Origin of the sequence: Roseburia sp. AF25-13LB (assembly GCF_003478915.1) — a bacterium.
GTDB lineage: Bacteria > Bacillota > Clostridia > Lachnospirales > Lachnospiraceae > Roseburia_C > Roseburia_C amylophila.
Map to the genome: position 1 here is coordinate 147,651 of NZ_QUFO01000004.1, position 18,859 is coordinate 166,509.

Annotated in this window: 13 protein-coding genes, 2 tRNA genes and 1 pseudogene; 1 reads left to right on the forward strand and 15 read right to left on the reverse strand. The window is 41.8% G+C overall.

Translation table 11 applies throughout. From position 1 onward, the window contains the following. Nucleotides 1-132: 132 nt before the first annotated feature. The 5 genes from DWY37_RS07690 to malQ form a co-directional block, all read right to left on the reverse strand. A complete protein-coding gene (locus DWY37_RS07690) occupies nucleotides 133-1,845 on the reverse strand; it encodes an alpha-amylase family glycosyl hydrolase (RefSeq protein WP_118540868.1) in 1,713 nt (570 codons plus the stop codon). A gap of 606 nt (nucleotides 1,846-2,451) precedes the next feature. Beyond that, entirely contained in the window at nucleotides 2,452-3,330 is an 879-nt protein-coding gene (locus DWY37_RS07695) for a sugar ABC transporter permease (RefSeq protein ID WP_118540866.1), read from the reverse strand. After that, entirely contained in the window at nucleotides 3,330-4,712 is a 1,383-nt protein-coding gene (locus DWY37_RS07700; RefSeq protein ID WP_118540864.1) for a carbohydrate ABC transporter permease, read from the reverse strand. Before DWY37_RS07700 ends, DWY37_RS07695 begins: the two co-directional genes overlap by 1 nt. Nucleotides 4,713-4,842: 130 nt before the next feature. Further along, nucleotides 4,843-6,126 carry an extracellular solute-binding protein gene (locus DWY37_RS07705; RefSeq protein ID WP_118540862.1) on the reverse strand — a complete coding sequence of 428 codons (1,284 nt, stop codon included), beginning with the start codon at nucleotides 6,124-6,126 and terminating at the stop codon, nucleotides 4,843-4,845. A gap of 75 nt (nucleotides 6,127-6,201) precedes the next feature. Beyond that, nucleotides 6,202-7,653: a 4-alpha-glucanotransferase gene (gene malQ, locus DWY37_RS07710; RefSeq protein ID WP_197420814.1), complete on the reverse strand. Its 1,452-nt coding sequence runs from the start codon at nucleotides 7,651-7,653 to the stop codon at nucleotides 6,202-6,204. A gap of 336 nt (nucleotides 7,654-7,989) precedes the next feature. Here malQ and DWY37_RS07715 point away from each other — a divergent pair, with 336 nt between their 5' ends. Then, on the forward strand, nucleotides 7,990-9,009 hold the full coding sequence (locus tag DWY37_RS07715; RefSeq protein WP_117947134.1) for a LacI family DNA-binding transcriptional regulator: 1,020 nt from the start codon (nucleotides 7,990-7,992) through the stop codon (nucleotides 9,007-9,009). Between the two features lie 89 nt (nucleotides 9,010-9,098). Here DWY37_RS07715 and DWY37_RS07720 read toward each other — a convergent pair. The 10 genes and pseudogenes from DWY37_RS07720 to tilS form a co-directional block, all read right to left on the reverse strand. Further along, nucleotides 9,099-9,182: transfer RNA gene (locus tag DWY37_RS07720), tRNA-Leu, on the reverse strand. Between the two features lie 55 nt (nucleotides 9,183-9,237). Then, nucleotides 9,238-9,319, reverse strand: a tRNA-Tyr gene (locus DWY37_RS07725). A 106-nt stretch (nucleotides 9,320-9,425) separates the two neighbouring features. Then, on the reverse strand, nucleotides 9,426-11,537 hold the full coding sequence (locus DWY37_RS07730; RefSeq protein WP_118544481.1) for a glycoside hydrolase family 13 protein: 2,112 nt from the start codon (nucleotides 11,535-11,537) through the stop codon (nucleotides 9,426-9,428). A gap of 141 nt (nucleotides 11,538-11,678) precedes the next feature. After that, nucleotides 11,679-12,008 carry an LptM family lipoprotein gene (locus DWY37_RS07735; RefSeq protein ID WP_117697705.1) on the reverse strand — a complete coding sequence of 110 codons (330 nt, stop codon included), beginning with the start codon at nucleotides 12,006-12,008 and terminating at the stop codon, nucleotides 11,679-11,681. An 85-nt stretch (nucleotides 12,009-12,093) separates the two neighbouring features. Next, a complete protein-coding gene (locus tag DWY37_RS07740; RefSeq protein WP_243092098.1) occupies nucleotides 12,094-13,404 on the reverse strand; it encodes a sensor histidine kinase in 1,311 nt (436 codons plus the stop codon). Beyond that, a complete protein-coding gene (locus DWY37_RS16280; RefSeq protein WP_256385711.1) occupies nucleotides 13,401-13,763 on the reverse strand; it encodes a LytR/AlgR family response regulator transcription factor in 363 nt (120 codons plus the stop codon). The genes DWY37_RS07740 and DWY37_RS16280 overlap by 4 nt, the downstream gene beginning before the upstream one ends. 42 nt (nucleotides 13,764-13,805) lie before the next feature. Beyond that, nucleotides 13,806-14,102, reverse strand: a pseudogene (locus tag DWY37_RS16285) (LytR/AlgR family response regulator transcription factor); the annotation flags it as partial. A 916-nt stretch (nucleotides 14,103-15,018) separates the two neighbouring features. Then, nucleotides 15,019-16,869, reverse strand: a complete 1,851-nt coding sequence (gene ftsH, locus DWY37_RS07750) for an ATP-dependent zinc metalloprotease FtsH (protein WP_118540860.1) — start codon at nucleotides 16,867-16,869, stop codon at nucleotides 15,019-15,021. Nucleotides 16,870-16,881: 12 nt separating this feature from the next. Next, the gene (hpt, locus tag DWY37_RS07755) at nucleotides 16,882-17,406 is read right to left on the reverse strand and encodes a hypoxanthine phosphoribosyltransferase (protein ID WP_118177193.1); all 525 of its coding nucleotides are present in this window, start codon (nucleotides 17,404-17,406) and stop codon (nucleotides 16,882-16,884) included. Beyond that, nucleotides 17,399-18,859 carry a tRNA lysidine(34) synthetase TilS gene (gene tilS / locus DWY37_RS07760; protein WP_118540858.1) on the reverse strand — a complete coding sequence of 487 codons (1,461 nt, stop codon included), beginning with the start codon at nucleotides 18,857-18,859 and terminating at the stop codon, nucleotides 17,399-17,401. The genes hpt and tilS overlap by 8 nt, the downstream gene beginning before the upstream one ends.

Below are 18,859 nucleotides of genomic sequence, written 5' to 3' on the forward strand. Positions count from 1 at the left end.
TTGTGCTGTAAAGCACTCACAGCACTGATTATTTTATCGGAAAAAGCAGGGGTTGTCAAGACAATTTTCCTGCTTTTTTCATTTTTATTCCGGTGGCACGATAACTCTGTTCCGTTTTTATGCATTTCGGCTTTATTCTACGGTAATAAGTGCCATGGAATAAGATGGCAGTGTTAGTTCATTATTATCCAGCGTAATTGTATCTTCTCCGGTCAGAAGCATTCCACCGATAGTACCTTCTCCGCCTAAATCTACACCTGAAATGTCAACCTTCTGAGTTTCCTGGGAAAGGTTAAATACCAGTAATGTGGTTTTACCATCATATGTCTTGGTAATTGCTGCTATATTCTTATCAGAAAGATTCTCTACATTTGCAGCGATACCACGGGCGATTTCCGGATAACGGTTTCTCAGGCGGATTGCCTGCTTGAAATAATTATAAATGGAATATGGGTCATCCTGCTGGTCTTCCAAGCTTCCATTTGTCATCTTAATGCTTTCCATTCCATCCGGTCCTTTACACATACCCTCTGCAGATGTATCTGAGGACCACTGCATTGGTGCACGCTTATTTTCATCTTTTCCAGAGCCTTTCATACCAATTTCTTCCCCATAATAGAGAAATACATTGCCGCTCATCATAAGATTCATGGCTCCGGCAGTCTTAATCTGTGCAGCCTTATACTCGCCGCTATAGTATCCGGCACCTCTTGCCATATCATGATTTGTATAAAACGGTGCATCAATATAATTTTCATTATACTGGCTTAAAAGCTCATCCATTTTGCCGCAGACATTGGCATATCCTTTTGCTCCGGACTCTGAGCTTCCTTTTACTGCATTGGCAATAATCCCATCGCCATCTCCAAAATCAAAATTGAATACACTATCAATTCCACTTTCCAGATATTTTGCATATGTCTCACGATCCGTCCAGACCTCTGCCACGATATAGGAATTCTCATCTTTTGCCTTTACCATATCATTAAACCATTTTAAGACTTCCACATTTTCTGTGGTATTATCTGAAAAATATTCTTTGGCACCATCCATACGGAAACCATCTACCCCAAGATCCATCCAGAAGGATGTAATCTCATCAAATTCAGCTCTCACCGCTTCACAGTCAAGGTTCAAATCCGGCATTTCACTCCAGAATTTTCCTTCATAATACCAATTGCTGCTGCCAGCTTTATAATACACACTGCTTAACTGATCTGTTGTAAAGTTATAATAATCTACATACGGACAAACGCTGCTATCCGGCTGCTGTCCGTCACTTAATCCCTCCAGATATTCCACTGCCTGTGTAAACCATGGGTGTTTCGATGATGTATGGTTAATCGGGAAATCAATAATCACACGGATTCCGCGCTTGTGACATGCTTCGATTAACTGTTTAAAATCATCTATAGTTCCATACTGCTCATCAATATTTTCATAATCAGAAATGTCATATTTATGGTAGGTCGGTGATGGCATGATCGGCATCAGCCAGATTCCATTACAGCCAAGGTCTGTATCTGTACTGTCATCTCCATCATTGATATAATCCAGTTTATCAATTAATCCCTGGATATCTCCGATTCCATCTCCATCACTGTCATAAAAGCTATATAAAAACACTTCATAATAGGTGCGGTATTTATCATCAATGATATTCAGTTCTCCTGCATTTGCCTTTGCCATAGCGGAGTCTTCCACACTTGCGGTCTTTTCAGTTTCTGTCGCCGCAGCAGTCTCTGTTCCCGCAGCATTGTTATCCTGTCTGCCGCCACAGCCGGCACTTATAGTTCCAAGGGTAAGGCACAATGCAAGAAGTAACGCCTGTAGTCTTTTTTTCATATGATTCTCCTTTTCTTCTCTTTCTTATTTCGTTGAAATGAAGGGGTGATGTAAATGCGATGCTTTTGTTCTGCATTTGAAATAACGTTATTTTCCAGACAGAATGCTCCAATTCTAACCAGCACATTTTTCTTTTCTTATTATCATCTGTCTTTCCAATGTTTGACAGAATGCAAGTGGTTGTCCGGCTGAATGCGGATACCATTTTGTGACTGGTTAGGGGCGCTTGGAATTTCATCTGGCAACCGGCAACGTTGGCACAGGACGTGCCAACGAGGCGCAACTGGAACACGGATGTGACTTTGCGCCGGTTGCCGGAATAGATGTAATGTAGATTGAAATTCTTAGCGCCCCTTACCGGTTGCATGAGGTATCCGTATCAGCCGGACACCCACTGCATCCAGTCAAAGCAGTGGCAAGACATCTGAAAATCAGAAAAATGTACTGCCAAGAATTGAGACACATTCTGTCTGAATGAAAATACCTGTTATTTCAAACACAGAACAAATATCCTTCGCAATCTTCCACACCCTTCATTATCAACTGATATAACAAAGAGAGGCAAAAGCCTGCCTCTCTTTTAAACATTTTAAATGGCTGTGAAATTTAGCCTTTTACTGCTCCACTCATTCCTTCTACATAGAATTTCTGTGTAAACATAAAGAGGATAGCAATCGGAATTGATACTACTACAGCACCTGCTGCAAAACATGTATACCAGCTGTTGATATACTCTTTCTCTAACATCTTCCATAAACCGATAGATACGGTAAACTGGTCTGCATTTGCACCACAGATAACCTTTGCAAATATGAAGTCAATCCATGGTCCCATGAAGGATGTCAGGATGGTATATACAATAATTGGTTTACTAAGCGGAATGGTAATCTTAGTAAATACCTGCCATCTGCTTGCTCCATCGATGATTGCTGCCTCATCTAAGGACTTTGGAATGGTATCAAAGAATCCCTTCGCCACATAGAATCCAACTCCACTACCTGCGGAGAATACAATAATCAACGCAATACGAATCATGGAGCCTTCGGATAATCCCAGTGCCTTTAAGATAAAGTATACCGCAATCATGGACATGAAGGATGGGAACAGACCTAAAATCATTGCAATATTCATAAACGGTTTTCTCATTTTAAAACGCATTCTTGACATACAGTATGAAACTGAAAGTACAAAGATGGTTGAAATGATACAGGTAAAGATTGCAATAATCAATGTATTCATGAACATTTTCGGGAAGTTCAGAATACTGGTATCTGTAAATAGCTTAACATAATTGTTTAAAGTATAAGTCTTCGGGAAGAAGGTCTCAACATAAGAACCTTTCTCCGCACGGAAGCTTGTAAGTACTACCCAGAATACCGGAAGTACCCAGATAAATGCTAATACTGCAAGAAATATATGAATCAAAACATTTACAAATGTTTTACGTACTTTTGCGCCTGTTGTGGCTGTTTTCTGCTTACTCATTACATGAATCCCTCCTCATCTTTGTAGGATGTGGTATTTCGATAAGTAACCAGGGCAACAATAGCCAATACCACGAATGTCATAATACCAATAACGGCACCCAGGTTATAATATTTCTTATCAACAGTCAGCTTATACAACCAGGTAACCAGAAGGTCTGTCTTTCCTGCGGTTGCATCCACTGGCGTAGGATTTCCTCCGGACAGAAGGAAAATAACATTGAAGTTGTTGATGTTTCCTGTAAACTGTGTAATTAAGTACGGTGTCATTACGAATAACATATATGGCAGAGTAATTTTGAAGAAAGTCTGAACAGCGTTAGCACCGTCAATCTTTGCTGCTTCGTATAACTCAGCCGGGATATTCTGTAAGATACCGGTTACCTGAAGAATCGTATATGGAATACCTACCCACAGGTTGATTACAATAACGGTAACCCTTGCCCACATTGCCTTGGTAAAGAACGGCAATGCTGTGTCAATAATACCATATTTCATAAGCAGTGTGTTAACAATACCGGTTGGCTGTAACATACTTCTCATAATCAGAAGGGATACAAACTGTGGTACTGCAATGGATAATACAAAGCAGAATCTCCAGAATCCCTTTGCTCTTGTTTCTTTCCGGTTGATAATGATTGCAAGAATCATACCAGAAATATAGTTTAATACTGTTGCAAACACAGCCCAGATCAGGGTCCATCCTAATACGGAATAGAACTGTTTTCCAATACTGTCTCCAATATTCAATATTTTCTTAAAGGTAGCAAATCCAACCCAGTCGAATAACATTAAGTGTTCTCCGGACGTACTGTAATTGGTAAATGCCATTGTAATATTGTAAATCAATGGAAGAACAGTAAAGAGCAAAATTCCCGTCAGTGGGAGTGCCAACAGCAATTTATGTAAATTTTGATCAAACAAACTCTTGAAGTCTTCTTTAAATGTGTTTAAATGCTTACCTGCTTTTGCCAGCAGTTCTGATTTATATGAACTTTTTACTGCTTCCCTCCATACAATGATAAACATGAAGGTAAGATATAATGTTGCAACTCCATAAAGTAAGATAAGCTGTGAATTATCACCAGCCTGATATTCATAAATACTCTTTGCATCATTCCATACCTTTTCCTGCTCTCTCCATCCAAGTGATGGCAGCATGGAAACTGCATAGAATCCATAAGAAATCATGTAATAAAGATACACAACCTCAATTGCCAAAAACATAAGACCTTTTACAATCTGTTTATGTGCAATATTGCCCAAGCCCATGATTAACATGGAGAGCTTAGTAATTACATTTCCCTTAACTAACGCACCAGTAACGGTATATGGTGTCTGAAACTCTTTTACTTTTTTCTTTTTCGTAGCAGCCTTCTTCACGCTATGGGCCTCCTATACTCTCTATAGTAAGACATCCAGGGTACCGTTTCCGGTATCCTGGAGTCCCCGGTTCTTTTTCAAACCGCTTTTTTAGGAATTCTTATAATGAACTTCCAATTACATCTTCTGCTTATTCAGCAACGTCTGTATTCATAGTTGTGTTCATTTCTTCTGTCTTCTCAGCAGCGTTGTCTTTTGTTACTTCGCCAGACTGGATATTTTTACCCATATTCTCTGCTGGTGACCAGTAGTTACCCATTTCTTTACATAATGGCTGCATGATAGATGTATCTGTCATAACATTTGTAACTGCTGTTGCGATTGGATCGTCAGCTAAAGAGATGTTGATGTTTGAAGGAAGGATGTTTCTCATTTCATAATGAGCTGTCTGAGCCTTCTCACCTGCTAAGTAAGCTGCAAGAGACATAGCTACCTGCTGGTTCTCAGCATTAGGGTTAACACCGATTGCTTTAGATCCGATGAAGGATTTCATCTGGCCTTCTTTTCCGTCGATTGTAACGGTAGGAAGAGCTGCAACACCCATGTTGTCACCAAGTTTTTCTTTAACTGCATCAGCATCCCATGTTCCGGAGAATACTGCTGCTACACTGTCGCCTAATCCAGCAAGACCAGATCCGTCAGCATCTACTAAGAAGTTAGGATTTGCTGCTAAGTCTACTAAGTACTCTGTAACTGCTGCTGCTTTGTCTCCACCGAAGTCGATACCAGCATCTGTATCAGTTCCATCACCGAATAATGTACATCCGTTAGCTACATAGAATGCCTGAATATACCAGGAATCAGTTAATTTGAAAGAAACTTTCTTTCCAGCTTCTCCAGCTTTCTCTAACATTGTATCAAAGTTCTTTACGTCATCCTCTGAGAATACGCTCTTATCATAGTACATGAACCATGTATTAGAGGTAAATGGGAATGCTACTACTGAATCGTTGTATGTAACAGATGCAAGAATAGAATCAGAGTTTGTAGATGTTACATATCCAAGATAATCTCCACCAAGCTCTGATAATGCGCCTGCAGATACCAGATCCGGGATGTTATCGTTAGCAAGCATGTAAACGTCTGCTGCTGCTTCAACGTCTTTTGTTACGTTGTCTTTTGCTTCACCCTCTGCACATACACCATAATTGAAGTTGATTTTCCAGTTTGGATGCTCAGCTGCAAATGCTTCACACTGATCCTGAAGCCAGTTTGTATCCTGATCTTCCTGTGGGCTCCATACTGTTAAGTCACCCTCCCAAGCTTCATCTTCTGCTGCAGCTGGTTTTTCTGTTGTTACTGCTGCTTCAGTATCTTTCTTTTCTGTGTTCTTGTCTGCGTCTTTGCTACCGCATCCTACCATGGATACTGCCATAGCTGTTACAAGAAATAATGATAATGCTTTCTTTTTCATTTTCTTCCTCCTTAAAAATGTGATTTCGATTAAGCATTTATATAAAACGGTAATCCGTTCTATATCATATAGAAATTATCTGCGGTATACTGCCGCAATGGTGCGGATCCACGCTCTTCGTTCTTCACTCAGAGTATCTTTTCCCACCCGCCATTTCCAGTTCTGTCCGACTGTGGATGGCTGATTCATTCTGGCTTCATTGCCAAGCTGTAAAATATCCTGCATTGGAATAATTACCACATCCGCTATGCTTGAATAAGCCAGACGGATTAAGGCGTCCGGAATTTCTTCCTTCGAGCCGATATTCAAATATTCATAGAGGTAAGCCAGTTCATATTCTGTCTTATCCCGGAAATAACCAACAACAGTATCATTATCATGTGTTCCGGTATATACCACTATGTTATTTTCTTCAAAGTTATGTGGAAGATTTTCATTTCCTGTATTTCCATCAAATGCAAACATCAGGATTTTACTTCCAGGCCATCCAATTCTTGCAAGAAGCTTTCTGCTTCCGGCGATGGCACTTCCGGCATTGTCTGCTATGATTCTGCAGTCACCGGCACTTTCTTCCATCACATCTGTCAATTTCTTTCCAGGACCCTTGTTCCATTTCCCATTGCAGCAATCCTTTTCCCGAAACGGAATCGTATAGTACCTTACAACTCCAAGGAAGTGGTCAATCCGGATTACATCATATAACGCTGCGTTTTTCTCAATCCGGTGTCTCCACCAGTCAAACCGGTACTCTTCCATATAAGAGTAGTCATATACGGGATTGCCCCATTTCTGACCTTCTTCTGAAAAATTATCCGGCGGGCTGCCTGCTACATACTGCTGGCTTCCGTCTTCTTCTAATAAGAAGAGTTTCCGGTCTGCCCACACATCGGCACTGTCCATTGCCATATACAGCGGTATGTCCCCAATAATCTGTATTCCTCTTGTATTTGCGTACTGTTTTAAGAATTTCCACTGTTCATAAAATTTATACTGGCAGAATTTCCAAAACAGGATCTCTTCTTTTAGTAATTCTGTGTATTCCTGTAATGCCTCCGGTGTACGATTTCTGATTCCCGGTTCCCATGCCATCCATTCCCGGTTATTTTCTTTTCCTTTGACTGCCATGAACAATGCATAATCAGCCAGCCAGCAATCATTGTCTTCTTCAAACTTCCGAAAAGAAGGCTTTGCGGTATCAAACCGTTCAAATGCTTTCTTTAATATCTGAAAACGGTTTTCAAAAAGATTGGCATAATCAACATCTTTCTCATCTGCACCCCAGTTATAGCTTCGAATCTCGCTTTCCATAAGCAGACCGTCGCGAACCAGGTCATCTAAATCTATCAAATACGGATTTCCTGCAAATGCTGATATTGACTGATACGGGCTGTCTCCAAAACTGGTTGGTCCAATCGGAAGTATCTGCCAGTATCTTTGTTTCAGGTCTACAAGTAAGTCTACGAAATTGAAAGCTGCATCACCCAGAGTTCCGATTCCATAATCAGATGGAAGACTTGTTATTGCCATCAGGATTCCTGCTCCTCTGGTTAGTCTCTTTGCCTCCAATGTTTTTCCCCCACATCGGTTTTTGTTTTTTGCTTTTCGTTAATTTTCGTATCTGAGGTTATTTTACGTCTTTTTAACAATTTTGTCAAACAAAACAGTCCTTTTAACATCATTTTTGCCGTTTTTAACGGAATTCGCATTGTTTTTTTGGTTATATTGCTATTTAAAACCCTGTTTTTTTCGAAAAATAATATTTTGCAGTACTTGCACCTGTCATGCAAATTCTATATAATACAGAATATAAGAGGTTTTTGATATAATTTTACTTAAAATATACCAGATTTATGGAGGCTTGTTATGGTCACAATTAAAGATATTGCCAACCGGCTCGGTATTTCCGTCAGCACTGTTTCCAAAGGATTAAACGGCGCCAGTGATATCAGCGAAGATTTACGGCAGATGGTTCTTGATACCGCTGTAGAAATGGGATATCAGTCCAAGAAGATGAAAAAGGACGAAAACAAGAAGCTTTGCCTTTTTATAGAAAATATGGACTATGAAACAGCCAACCAGTTCGGATACGAAATCATCCTGGGTTTCCGCCAGGCTGCTTTCCGGGATGGCTGGTCCGTCAGTGTAATTCCGGTTACTCCGGCTTTCCAGATGACCGAAAAATATGATACTTATATGTTAAAGAACGGTTATTCCGGCGGGTTCCTGGTAGGCTTTGCTCTTCATGATGACTGGATGCGGCAGCTTGCCTTCACTTCCATTCCAACTGTCCTTTTCGATAATTATATTAAGAAGAATCCACATGTGTGCTATGTGGGAACAGATAACTCTGAAGGAATTGAATCTGCAGTCGACCATCTCTATCAGCTTGGTCACAAAAAGATTGCTTTTCTCAACGGTTCTCTCTATTCCATGGTCAGTGAGAAACGCTATCAGGCATATTTAGATGCCATGAAATCCCACAATCTTCCAGTAGAAGAAGATATGGTTGCACATGGCTACTATGTTGCAGACAGTGCAAAATATCATGTACCGAATTTTCTTGCTGCCGGAGCAACAGCAATTCTCTGTGGTAATGACCTGATTGCTTCCGGAGTCATTACAGAATGCCGGCTTCGAGGTTTTTCTGTTCCGGATGATATCAGTGTGGTTGGTTTTGACGACCTGCCGATTTCTTCTTTCTTAGAGCCGCCACTGACTACAGTCCGTCAGGAAAGAACCGAGCTCGGCAAATGTGGATATGCTGCTCTGAGCAACCTTATTAATCATGTCTCCGTCAGCATGACTTTACTGCGTCCGCAGCTTATTACAAGAGCATCTACTGCTCCATGTGCAGAGCGTGAAGAAGAGGCAGAAAAAGAATAGGGCTATTCACAAAGGGAACATCACAACAACGGAAATGTGCTTTGCGGATTTCCGGCATAAAAAAAGGAAACGACCGTTTCCTTTTTTAATGCCCGCGACCGGAATCGAACCGGTACTGTGTCACCACAACAGGATTTTAAGTCCTGCGCGTCTGCCAGTTCCGCCACGCGGGCAAGTATCTTTTTATGGTTACATAAAAAAATTCTCATTGCATAACCACAACGAGAATGGGCAGAGGTGGATTCGAACCACCGAAGCAATTTGCAGCAGATTTACAGTCTGTCCCCTTTGGCCACTCGGGAATCTGCCCATTTATCAGTCCTTAATTGTCCTGACGAATATAGATTATAGCATAACGCCCTGCTGTGCGCAAGGCGTTTTTATGCATTTTTTGCATTTTTTATTTTGCCATTTTTTTATTCTTCCGGATTCTTTCCTTTCAGAATGACAGCTGCATGCTTTGGCAATGTAATATCCAGTCTTCCATTGACGATGTCATAGCTGACAGAAGAAATGGAGTATCCATTTTCACTAGTAAAAAGTATCTGTTCTAAAGTTCCGTACTTCGGAAGCCCCACTGCCCATACTGACAAATCAATGTGCCGGATATTTTCATCATTATTTACAATAATGACAAACTGCTGTTCCCGGTTAAATCTTCCATAGCAGAGAAGATTATCCTCACCATTTAAAAATTTCACACTTCCGGTACGAAGTGCCGGGTTTTCTTTATGAATTCTGATGATATCACGATGGAAACGAATCAGTTCTTTATCTTCCCGGCCCCACGGATAAGTTCTTCGGTTATCCGGATCTGTAAATCCACATAGTCCGGCTTCATCACCGTAATAAACGGTAGGTGCTCCCGGCCAGGTCATCTGAATAACAACCGCCTCCCGTAGAACCGCTGTATTTACGCCCTCTTCTGCCGCTTTTGTTCCAAGGTGTTCCACTCTACCTACTTTATGATTGGTTCTGGTTAAAAATCTGGAATGGTCATGGTTGGAAAGTTCATTCATGGAGCACTGCAGCGATGGTGTCAAAAAGCTTGCCATATAATGCTTCATAGCGCCTTTAAAGTTCTCAAACTTTCCTATATTTTCCGGTTTAAAATCATCACTGTGTTTCTCCATTCCGGTAAGGAACCATGTCACCGGCTCCATAAAAGCATCATAGTTCATAACTGTATCCCACTGGTCTCCACCCAGCCAGTCTCTCGGGTCGCCGTAATGTTCTGCCAAAATCACTGCCTGTGGGTTGGCTTTCTTTACGGCATCACGGAATTCTCTCCAGAACTGATGGTTATATTCCGGACTGTGTCCCAGATCTGCCGCAACATCCAGTCTCCAGCCATCGGCATTATAAGGTGGAGAAACCCATTTTGCAGCCACATGCAGAATATAATCATGCAATGTATCTGAATCTTCGTAATTAAGCTTCGGCAATGTATCATGTCCCCACCAGCCATCGTAACTTCCGTTATCCGGCCACGCATTTTGATCATGGAACTGGAAAAAGTCATTGTACGGACTGTCCTTGCTGATATAGGCTCCCGGTTCATAGCCTGCTTCACTACGGTAGATTTTTTCACGATCCAGCCATTTATTAAAGGAACCGCAATGATTAAACACTCCATCCAGGATGACGCGGATGCCCCTCTGGTGCGCTTCCTTTACCAGCGTTGCAAAAAGTTCATTGCTTGCCTCCAAATTCCGTTTATCCGTCACGCGGGTGATATAGCGGCTGGCATGCTGGTTATTGCGGTCACCCGGTTGTAAAAGTTCTCCCTCATCCACCACTATTTTGCCGTAATGCGGGTCAATATAATCGTAATCCTGAATATCATACTTATGATTGGACGGAGAAACGAACAGTGGATTGAAGTATATCACCTCTATTCCAAGTTCTGTGAGATAATCCATTTTCTTTCTCACGCCCTCTAAATCTCCGCCATAAAATTCTGCTACCGAAAAATTCTCCGGGCATTTCTCCCAGTTATCTACCTTCTGACTGGTAGCACGGATATAGAAATATTCATCCGTCAACGGGTCGTTGGAAGTGTCTCCATTGTAAAAACGGTCTGTTAAAATCTGATACATAACCGCCCCTTTTGCCCAGTCCGGCGTGGAAAAACCCGGTACAATTTCAAAATTATACTGCGGTCTTGGTGTCTGATTCACGCCATAGCGGTCAAAGATACAGTGAAGCATTCCCGTCTCAATTTCAAAGTAATAGGAGAAATGCTCCTCTGTCATACGGATTTCTACGGAATAATAATCAAAGAGCCCCTCTGACTCGGTCTTTTCCATAAAATATTTTTTCTGTTCTGTGCAAAGCCAGACTGCATCTACATTATCTCTTGCTGTACGAAAACGAATGGTCACCAGCTCTCCGGCCTTGGGCTCTGCCGGACTACGATAATCTTCTGTTCCATCAGAAAAGAGTGCGCGTTTTCTAAGAATCGGGCGCATCTGCATAATATACTGCTGAATTCTGTTCAATTCATAAATCGATTGCTGTTTCTTCATCATCTTACAACAAGCCTCTCGTTTCTAAATAATTATTTTTATTACTATAATATACGAAAGTTCCAAAGATTACAACCAGAAAAGGACGGATACATTTTCCGTATCCGTCCCCTCTTTAAAGAAGTAACTCTATGAAATCTATTATATACCTAACTCCGCCTTTACGTCTGATACCCATTCTTCTACGGTACCATACCATTCAATCATTTCATTTAATTTGTCTTCTTCAATTTCAGTGTCTCCCTCTAACAGCTCTTTGTGCTGCTGTAAGACATCTGCCATTTCAACCATGGTATCAATCACATCCTGGTCGTATGCATCCGGATCCGCATTGATGGCATTCGCTACTTCATTGAATGATGTGCTTGCTTTATTGAATGCATCAATTGCAGCCTGTTTATCCGTTCCCCCGCAGGCAGCCAGTGAAATGCACATAGTCAATACCACTAAACATGAAATTATTTTCTTCATTTTCATCTTCCTCCTGTCTTTTGTTTGTCATCCTTGACTTAGACATATTTTACCATTCTTTCTTATCCAACAGGAGATTCACGTCTCAAACGGCAGTAAAATGTACTGAATCGACATTCTTTTCCGACAGATTCAGGCGGAGTATAAAATACTCTTTTTCCACCGAAAATGTATATACTCCTCCATAGCGTTCCACAATGGCACAGATGCTCCGCGTCCCAATGCCATGTCCTTTTTCCTTCGAAACCGGGACTCCGTTTTCAAAGATTGGTGCTCCGGCACAGGAATTTTTTATCTGTAAAAATACCTGCTGCTGTTTTTCATAAATCTGTACTTCTATTCTGGCTTCTTTTCCCTCTTTTTGTACTTCCCTGCAGGCATGGATGGCATTTTCCAGGGCATTAGACAATAGCACACACAAGTCAGTATCACTTATCACCGTCTTCGCTTTCATGCCGCCTTCCACTTTCATCACAATTCCTTCCGCTTCTGCCCTTCCTGCAAAGGATGACAAAATCAGATTCGCAGCTTCGTTTTCACAATACTGTATCACCTTCTGCTGTTCCAGCTCATTACAGATATCAGATATATAATCCTCTGCCTTCTGTATCTGATGGTTCTCCAAACAGGCATATAGATATTGTAAATGATGACGCAGGTCATGGCGGTAACGGCTGGCCAGATTCTGTGACTCCCGTAACGCCGTTATTTCACGCATGGACTGTGCCACCTGCATATCAAGGCTTTTTTGAATCTCCCTCATCCGGTTTTCTTCCTGTCCTTTTGTAAAGTTATACAACAGAAACACAAGATACGCTCCACAACAGATAAATGGCATAAATTCCACGACAACCGGAGCCCCACTGGACAAAAGATCTGTATACACTCTTGTCAGATAATCAAATACATAATACAGCACCGGTATCACACCAAACTGACACTGCATTTTTCTGGAATAGCAGGAAATATAACGGACTGCCGGCGTCATAAAGTGCAGCAGTCCAAACAGTAGTGGCAGGGTAATCAATAATTCCACCGCATCCAGCATCAATGCTCCCCCGCCCAAAATTTCCACTGTAAGAAGTGCCAGCCAGCGTCGTAACTGGCAGCACAGGTAGGCTGCCATCACAGAGAAAAACGGCCATAACAATTTACCGGTCAGTCCACATAACAGTAAAATCAACGGAACATGTACCAGCAGCGGATAAATCTGCCTCAAAAAGCCATCATCCCCTACATAGTAAATAATCCCCTGTGCAATTGGAATCAGTGCGATGCATATCCAGAATATGATCCGGTTTTTCCGCCGGTCCAGTGCATCACAGAAGGACGCCGCCAGCACACTTCCAAAAACACTGACTGCCACATTGTTAAGAAGGGACATCCAAAGGCTCATAACGTCACCTGCCCATCTTCAAATGCATTTTTCAGAAATGCACTCTTTATTTCATTGTATTTCCCTCTTGGAATAGGAATTTCCACAAGACTTGACATCGTAATGGTACGATAAGAAAGATTCTTTATATATTCCAGATTCACAAGATATGAACGATGTGGACGTATAAAAGTTCCATAAGGCATAAGCTGCCGGCCCAGTTCATCCATGCTGCCGCTGCATTCATATACCGTCCCATCGGTCAGATGTATCAATAATGTCCTGTGGATTACTTCGCAGTATTCCAGCTGTTTTAACGCAATCCGGGCAATTCCCGTCTTACAGCGCAGTACGATACTACTGCCATGCTCTTTTTCCATCTGTTCTAACACAGAATCCAGCAGATGATAGAAGCTGCCCTTTTCAATCGGCTTCAACTGGTAATAATATGCTTTCACCTCATAAGACTGCACCGCAAACTCCACAGAAGAAGTAAGAAAAATAATTTTGATATTATTATCAAACTTCCGAATCTCGGATGCCGTTTGGATTCCATCTACCCCCGGCATTAAAATATCCAAAAACAAAATGTCAAAGCGGGTTCCTTTTTCCATTTCATTCAGTAAATCCAGCGGACTGTGATAGACTTTTGCATCTATTCTGTAATCACGCTCCCTGCGATACTCCTCCAGTAAGCTCTGCAGTTCTTTTAAAACCGTATCGTCATCATCTCAAAATGCTGCCCTTATCATGTTGTATCTCCCATCTATGTATCAGCTTTATCGAAATATTCTTTTCTTAAGATTCATTATAGGCAGTTTGGGAGCCGATGTCCACTGTTTGAGGGATTGGAGATTTCTATGCGAGATAAGTGAGGGAAAAACTCCCTCACTTCCGCGATAGGCTCGGGAACAAGCTCCCTCACTTCCGCGATAGGCTCGGGAACAAGTTCCCTCGCTATCGCGGTATTCGTCAAAGTTCCAAGCTGTAAAAAAGAAACTCAAGCAAGCTTGGTTTCTTTTCCTCGCCTGTCACTTTTCCTCATTACTCGCGTAAAAAAAAGACGACCTTTCGCACGGTCGTCCTTTTAGGAGAAGGTATTTTTACTATGGGGTGTAGCAAAAATTATATAATGTATTGGGGGGTTTTTACGTTAATTATAGTACCATTTTCCCATTCAAAAGTGTGCACAAACTTCCAAAAAAATTCACATTCCTTTTATTCAATCTGTATAGCCCATAAATTTCATATCGAAAATACCACTTATTTTTTGCACAAAAGAATGGCTTTTTTAGGCTTCTATTTTGGTCTGACCATTTTGCCCCTGCTTAGTCAGGATAGACGAGAAAAAAAATCTCAAGCAAGCTTGGTTTCTTTTCCTCACCCGGCACTTTTCCTCATTACTCGCGTAAAAAAAAGACAGCCACCGATCGGCTGCCCTTTTAAGGAGAAGGTATTTTTACTATGGGGTGTAGTAAAAACTATATATATAATGTATTGGGGGGTTTTTACGTTAATTATAGTATCACCTCTCCCGTTTAAAGTGTGCACAAACTTCACAAAAGTTGTGCCTACTTTTTGTATACTTTATATAGTACCTTTTTCCCATTTTCGAAAAAAATTTCTATTTGTGTTCTATTCCTCCGTTGTCTCAGTTACAACATCAGCTCCGCTCTGGAATAATGCTTCAAATTCATCTCTTCCAATCTTTTCTTTTTCCAAAAGAAGGTCTGCTGATTTATGGAGTACATCACTATTTTCCTGAATGATTGCCCTTGCTTTGGCATAGCATTCGTCAATGATACGTTTTACTTCTTCATCAATTTTGGATGCCACACCCTCGCCATAGCCTCTGGTATGTGCAAGGTCTCTTCCGATAAACACTTCGTCATCATCATTGTTATAATTAATCAGTCCGACATTTTCGGAAAATCCGTACTTCGTTACCATTGCTTTGGCAAGCTCGGTTGCCTGCTTGATATCCTGTGAAGCTCCGGTTGTGATATCATCAAAAATCAACTCTTCTGCCACACGTCCACCTAAGGAAACAATTATCTGCTGCAGCATTCTTCCCTTGGTATCAAACATTTCATCACGCTCCGGCAATGGCATCGTATAGCCTGCTGCTCCACCACCGGTTGGGATAATGGACACGGTATATACCGGTCCCACATCTGGAAGTACATGGAATAAAATCGCATGACCCGATTCGTGATATGCGGTAATCTTCTTTTCTTTCTCGGTAATAATCCGGCTCTTCTTCTCCGGACCAACACCTACTTTCAAGAAGGATTCCTTAATATCTTTCTGGATAATATAACTTCTGTTTTCTTTGGCTGCAACAATTGCCGCCTCATTTAAAAGATTCTCCAGGTCTGCTCCGGTAAAACCTGCTGTAGTCTGTGCAATCTGTTTCAAATCCACATCCTCTGCCAGGGGTTTATTCTTTGCATGTACCTTTAAGATTTCTTCTCTTCCACCAATATCCGGACGCCCCACATGTACCTTACGGTCAAATCTGCCCGGACGCATAATTGCAGGGTCTAAGATATCAACACGGTTGGTTGCTGCCATTACGATAATTCCTTCGTTGACACCAAATCCGTCCATCTCTACCAGAAGCTGGTTCAAGGTCTGCTCCCGTTCATCATGCCCGCCGCCCATACCGGTTCCTCTTCTTCTTGCCACTGCATCAATCTCGTCGATAAATACGATACATGGTGCATTTTTCTTGGCATCTTCAAAAAGATCACGTACACGGGATGCGCCGACACCAACAAACATTTCTATGAAATCAGAACCGGAAATACTGAAGAACGGTACGCCTGCTTCTCCGGCAACTGCCTTGGCAAGCAGAGTCTTACCGGTTCCGGGAGGTCCCACCAGAAGAACTCCCTTCGGGATTCTCGCTCCCAGTCTGGTATACTTTCTCGGCTCTTTTAAGAAATCTACGATTTCTTCTAATTCTTCTTTTTCTTCCCGCAGTCCTGCCACATTTTCAAAGGTTACATTGCGGTTCTCATCGGTGGTCATCTTTGCCCGGCTTTTTCCAAAATTCATCATCTTGCTGCCACCACCACCGCCTGCTGCCTGATTGTTCATAACAATCATAAACAGAATAAACATTGCTCCAAACACAAGTAAGAGCGGCAATAAATTCATCAGCCAGTTTTCTGCCGGAATATCATTCACCACATAAGAAGTAAATTTTTCCTTATCCATCAGCGATTGAGCCTCACTGACATCCAGCACATATAAGGTCTCTTCTGACTTATCCGTTTTGACAATATCCAGTCTTCCGGTTGGATAAACTCTGTTTGGCTGCACTTCTACAGATTTAATCTCATCATCAGCCAGTTCCTGTTTAAACTGGGCATAATTATAGTCATCCTGATTCAGATGCTGTCCGTCCAGTAAGAACCAGACCAAAACCACAACTACAATCAGACTGATATAAAAGCCCCATCCTCTATATGATTTCTTCACGCAAACTCCTTCCTATCCCAAATCAAGAATGCCAATGTATGGCAGATTGCGATAGCGCTGGTCATAATCAAGACCATATCCTACTACAAATTCATCCGGAATTTCAAAACCGGTATAATCTACCGCAACGTCTGTTATCCTGCGATCCGGTTTATCTAACATTGCACACAATTTTAAGCTCTTCGGTCCTCTGGTGGATAAATCATCCAGCAGATAACGCAGTGTTCTTCCTGTATCAATAATGTCTTCAATGACAATTACATTTCTACCTTCAATAGATTCTTCCAAATCTTTCTTTATGGTGATTTTTCCACTGGACACGGTTGACGCGCCATAACTGGAAACGCACATAAAATCAATTGTTACCGGCACGGTAATACGCTTTGCCAGTTCACAGGTAAAGAATATACTTCCCTTCAGTATGCAGATTAAATGAACGCTTTCACCTTCATAATCCTTGCTAATTCTTTCTCCTAATTCAGCAATTTTACGATCAAGTTCTTCCTCTGAGAGTAATACACGAATCTGCTCACTCATTGTCTTCTCTTCCTCCATGATATTGTATTTCCAAAATTGTCTTCGTTGTACTGCTTACTTTGTAATATGCACTGATCCGGTATCCCACAATCCACAGGATATGAGCACCGTCTGCCACCAACGGAATCGTGTCCCGCTGCTCTTTTAAAATTTTCTCATTTACAAAATACTGCTTCAGCTTCTGTGTTCTGCCCGTCTCATCCAGCACAAAATAATCGCCCGGCTGTCTGTTCCGAATCAAAAGACTATTTTTTATTCTATCATAATCCAGCCATTTCGTATACTTTTTTTTAGAAATTCCTTCCGGTAACTCTTCCCGTTTATAAATCCGACAGGTAAAATCCGGATGTTCTTCTATTGAAATCCCACAACAACCGGCTGGTTGACCGCTTTGTCGTCCGACCGGCTGACTGGAAGACTGACTGGATAGCATTCCTACCGGTTCTGTAATTTTATGCTCCGGTTGTTTTTCACACTTTTGCAGACGCACACCGCCATAAGTCCGCTCTGCCACCACCTGATAAGGCAGGTTCACGTTTCTTCCCGTCTGCATGGCAAAAAGTTTCTGTACCAGTTCTACATGGGTTCTTGTAATATCTTTACTGCTTGCAGCCGTCTCACAGATACACTCCTTTATAATGCTTGTATACAGGATTTCCGGTTCTTTTAAAAGCTCCTCCGATATCAGGAAAGCCTGCGTCTTTCGGAAATCTCTTTCTACATATTGTGCCTTTTTTTCTTCTATTACAGCAGACAGATATTCCTGCGTCTTCCGGATGTCATCCCCAAGCTGTTCCATATGGGCATAAACTCCGGCATTCAGTTTCTCCAACACCGGAAGCACCTGATTACGGATCCGGTTTCTGGTATAATCCAAAGATGCATTGGTAGCATCCGTACAGTAGCTTTCACCTTTTTCTTTTAAATAATTTTCGATTTCCACCCTTGCCGTATGAAGAAGCGGACGGATGATGCCATCTCTCACCGGCGGAATTCCAGCCATGCCACGCATGCCGCTGCCCCGGATCATATTCCAGAGCATGGTCTCTGCCAGATCATTACGGTTATGGGCAACTGCAATTTTCCCTTCCGGCGCACCCAATTCTTCTAACGCTTTATGAAAACTTTCGTATCGTAAATTTCTTCCCGCCTCTTCTTCCGAATATCCATGCTGCTTTGCATATTCCGGCACATCATAATCATAGCGGAATAGCTGCACCTGATACCGCCTGCAAAGTTCCTCTACAAACGCTGCATCCTGAAGGCTTTCTTCGCCCCGGATGCCATGCTGCACATGGACTGCTGCCAGCGTAAAGGAAAGTTTTTCTTTCAATTCAAGCAGATGCAGCAGCAGGCATACGGAATCTGCACCACCGGATACTCCGGCAACCACTACATCCGACTGCTCAATCATATGATATTGTTCCAGAAAAGATTCTACACCAGGAATCAT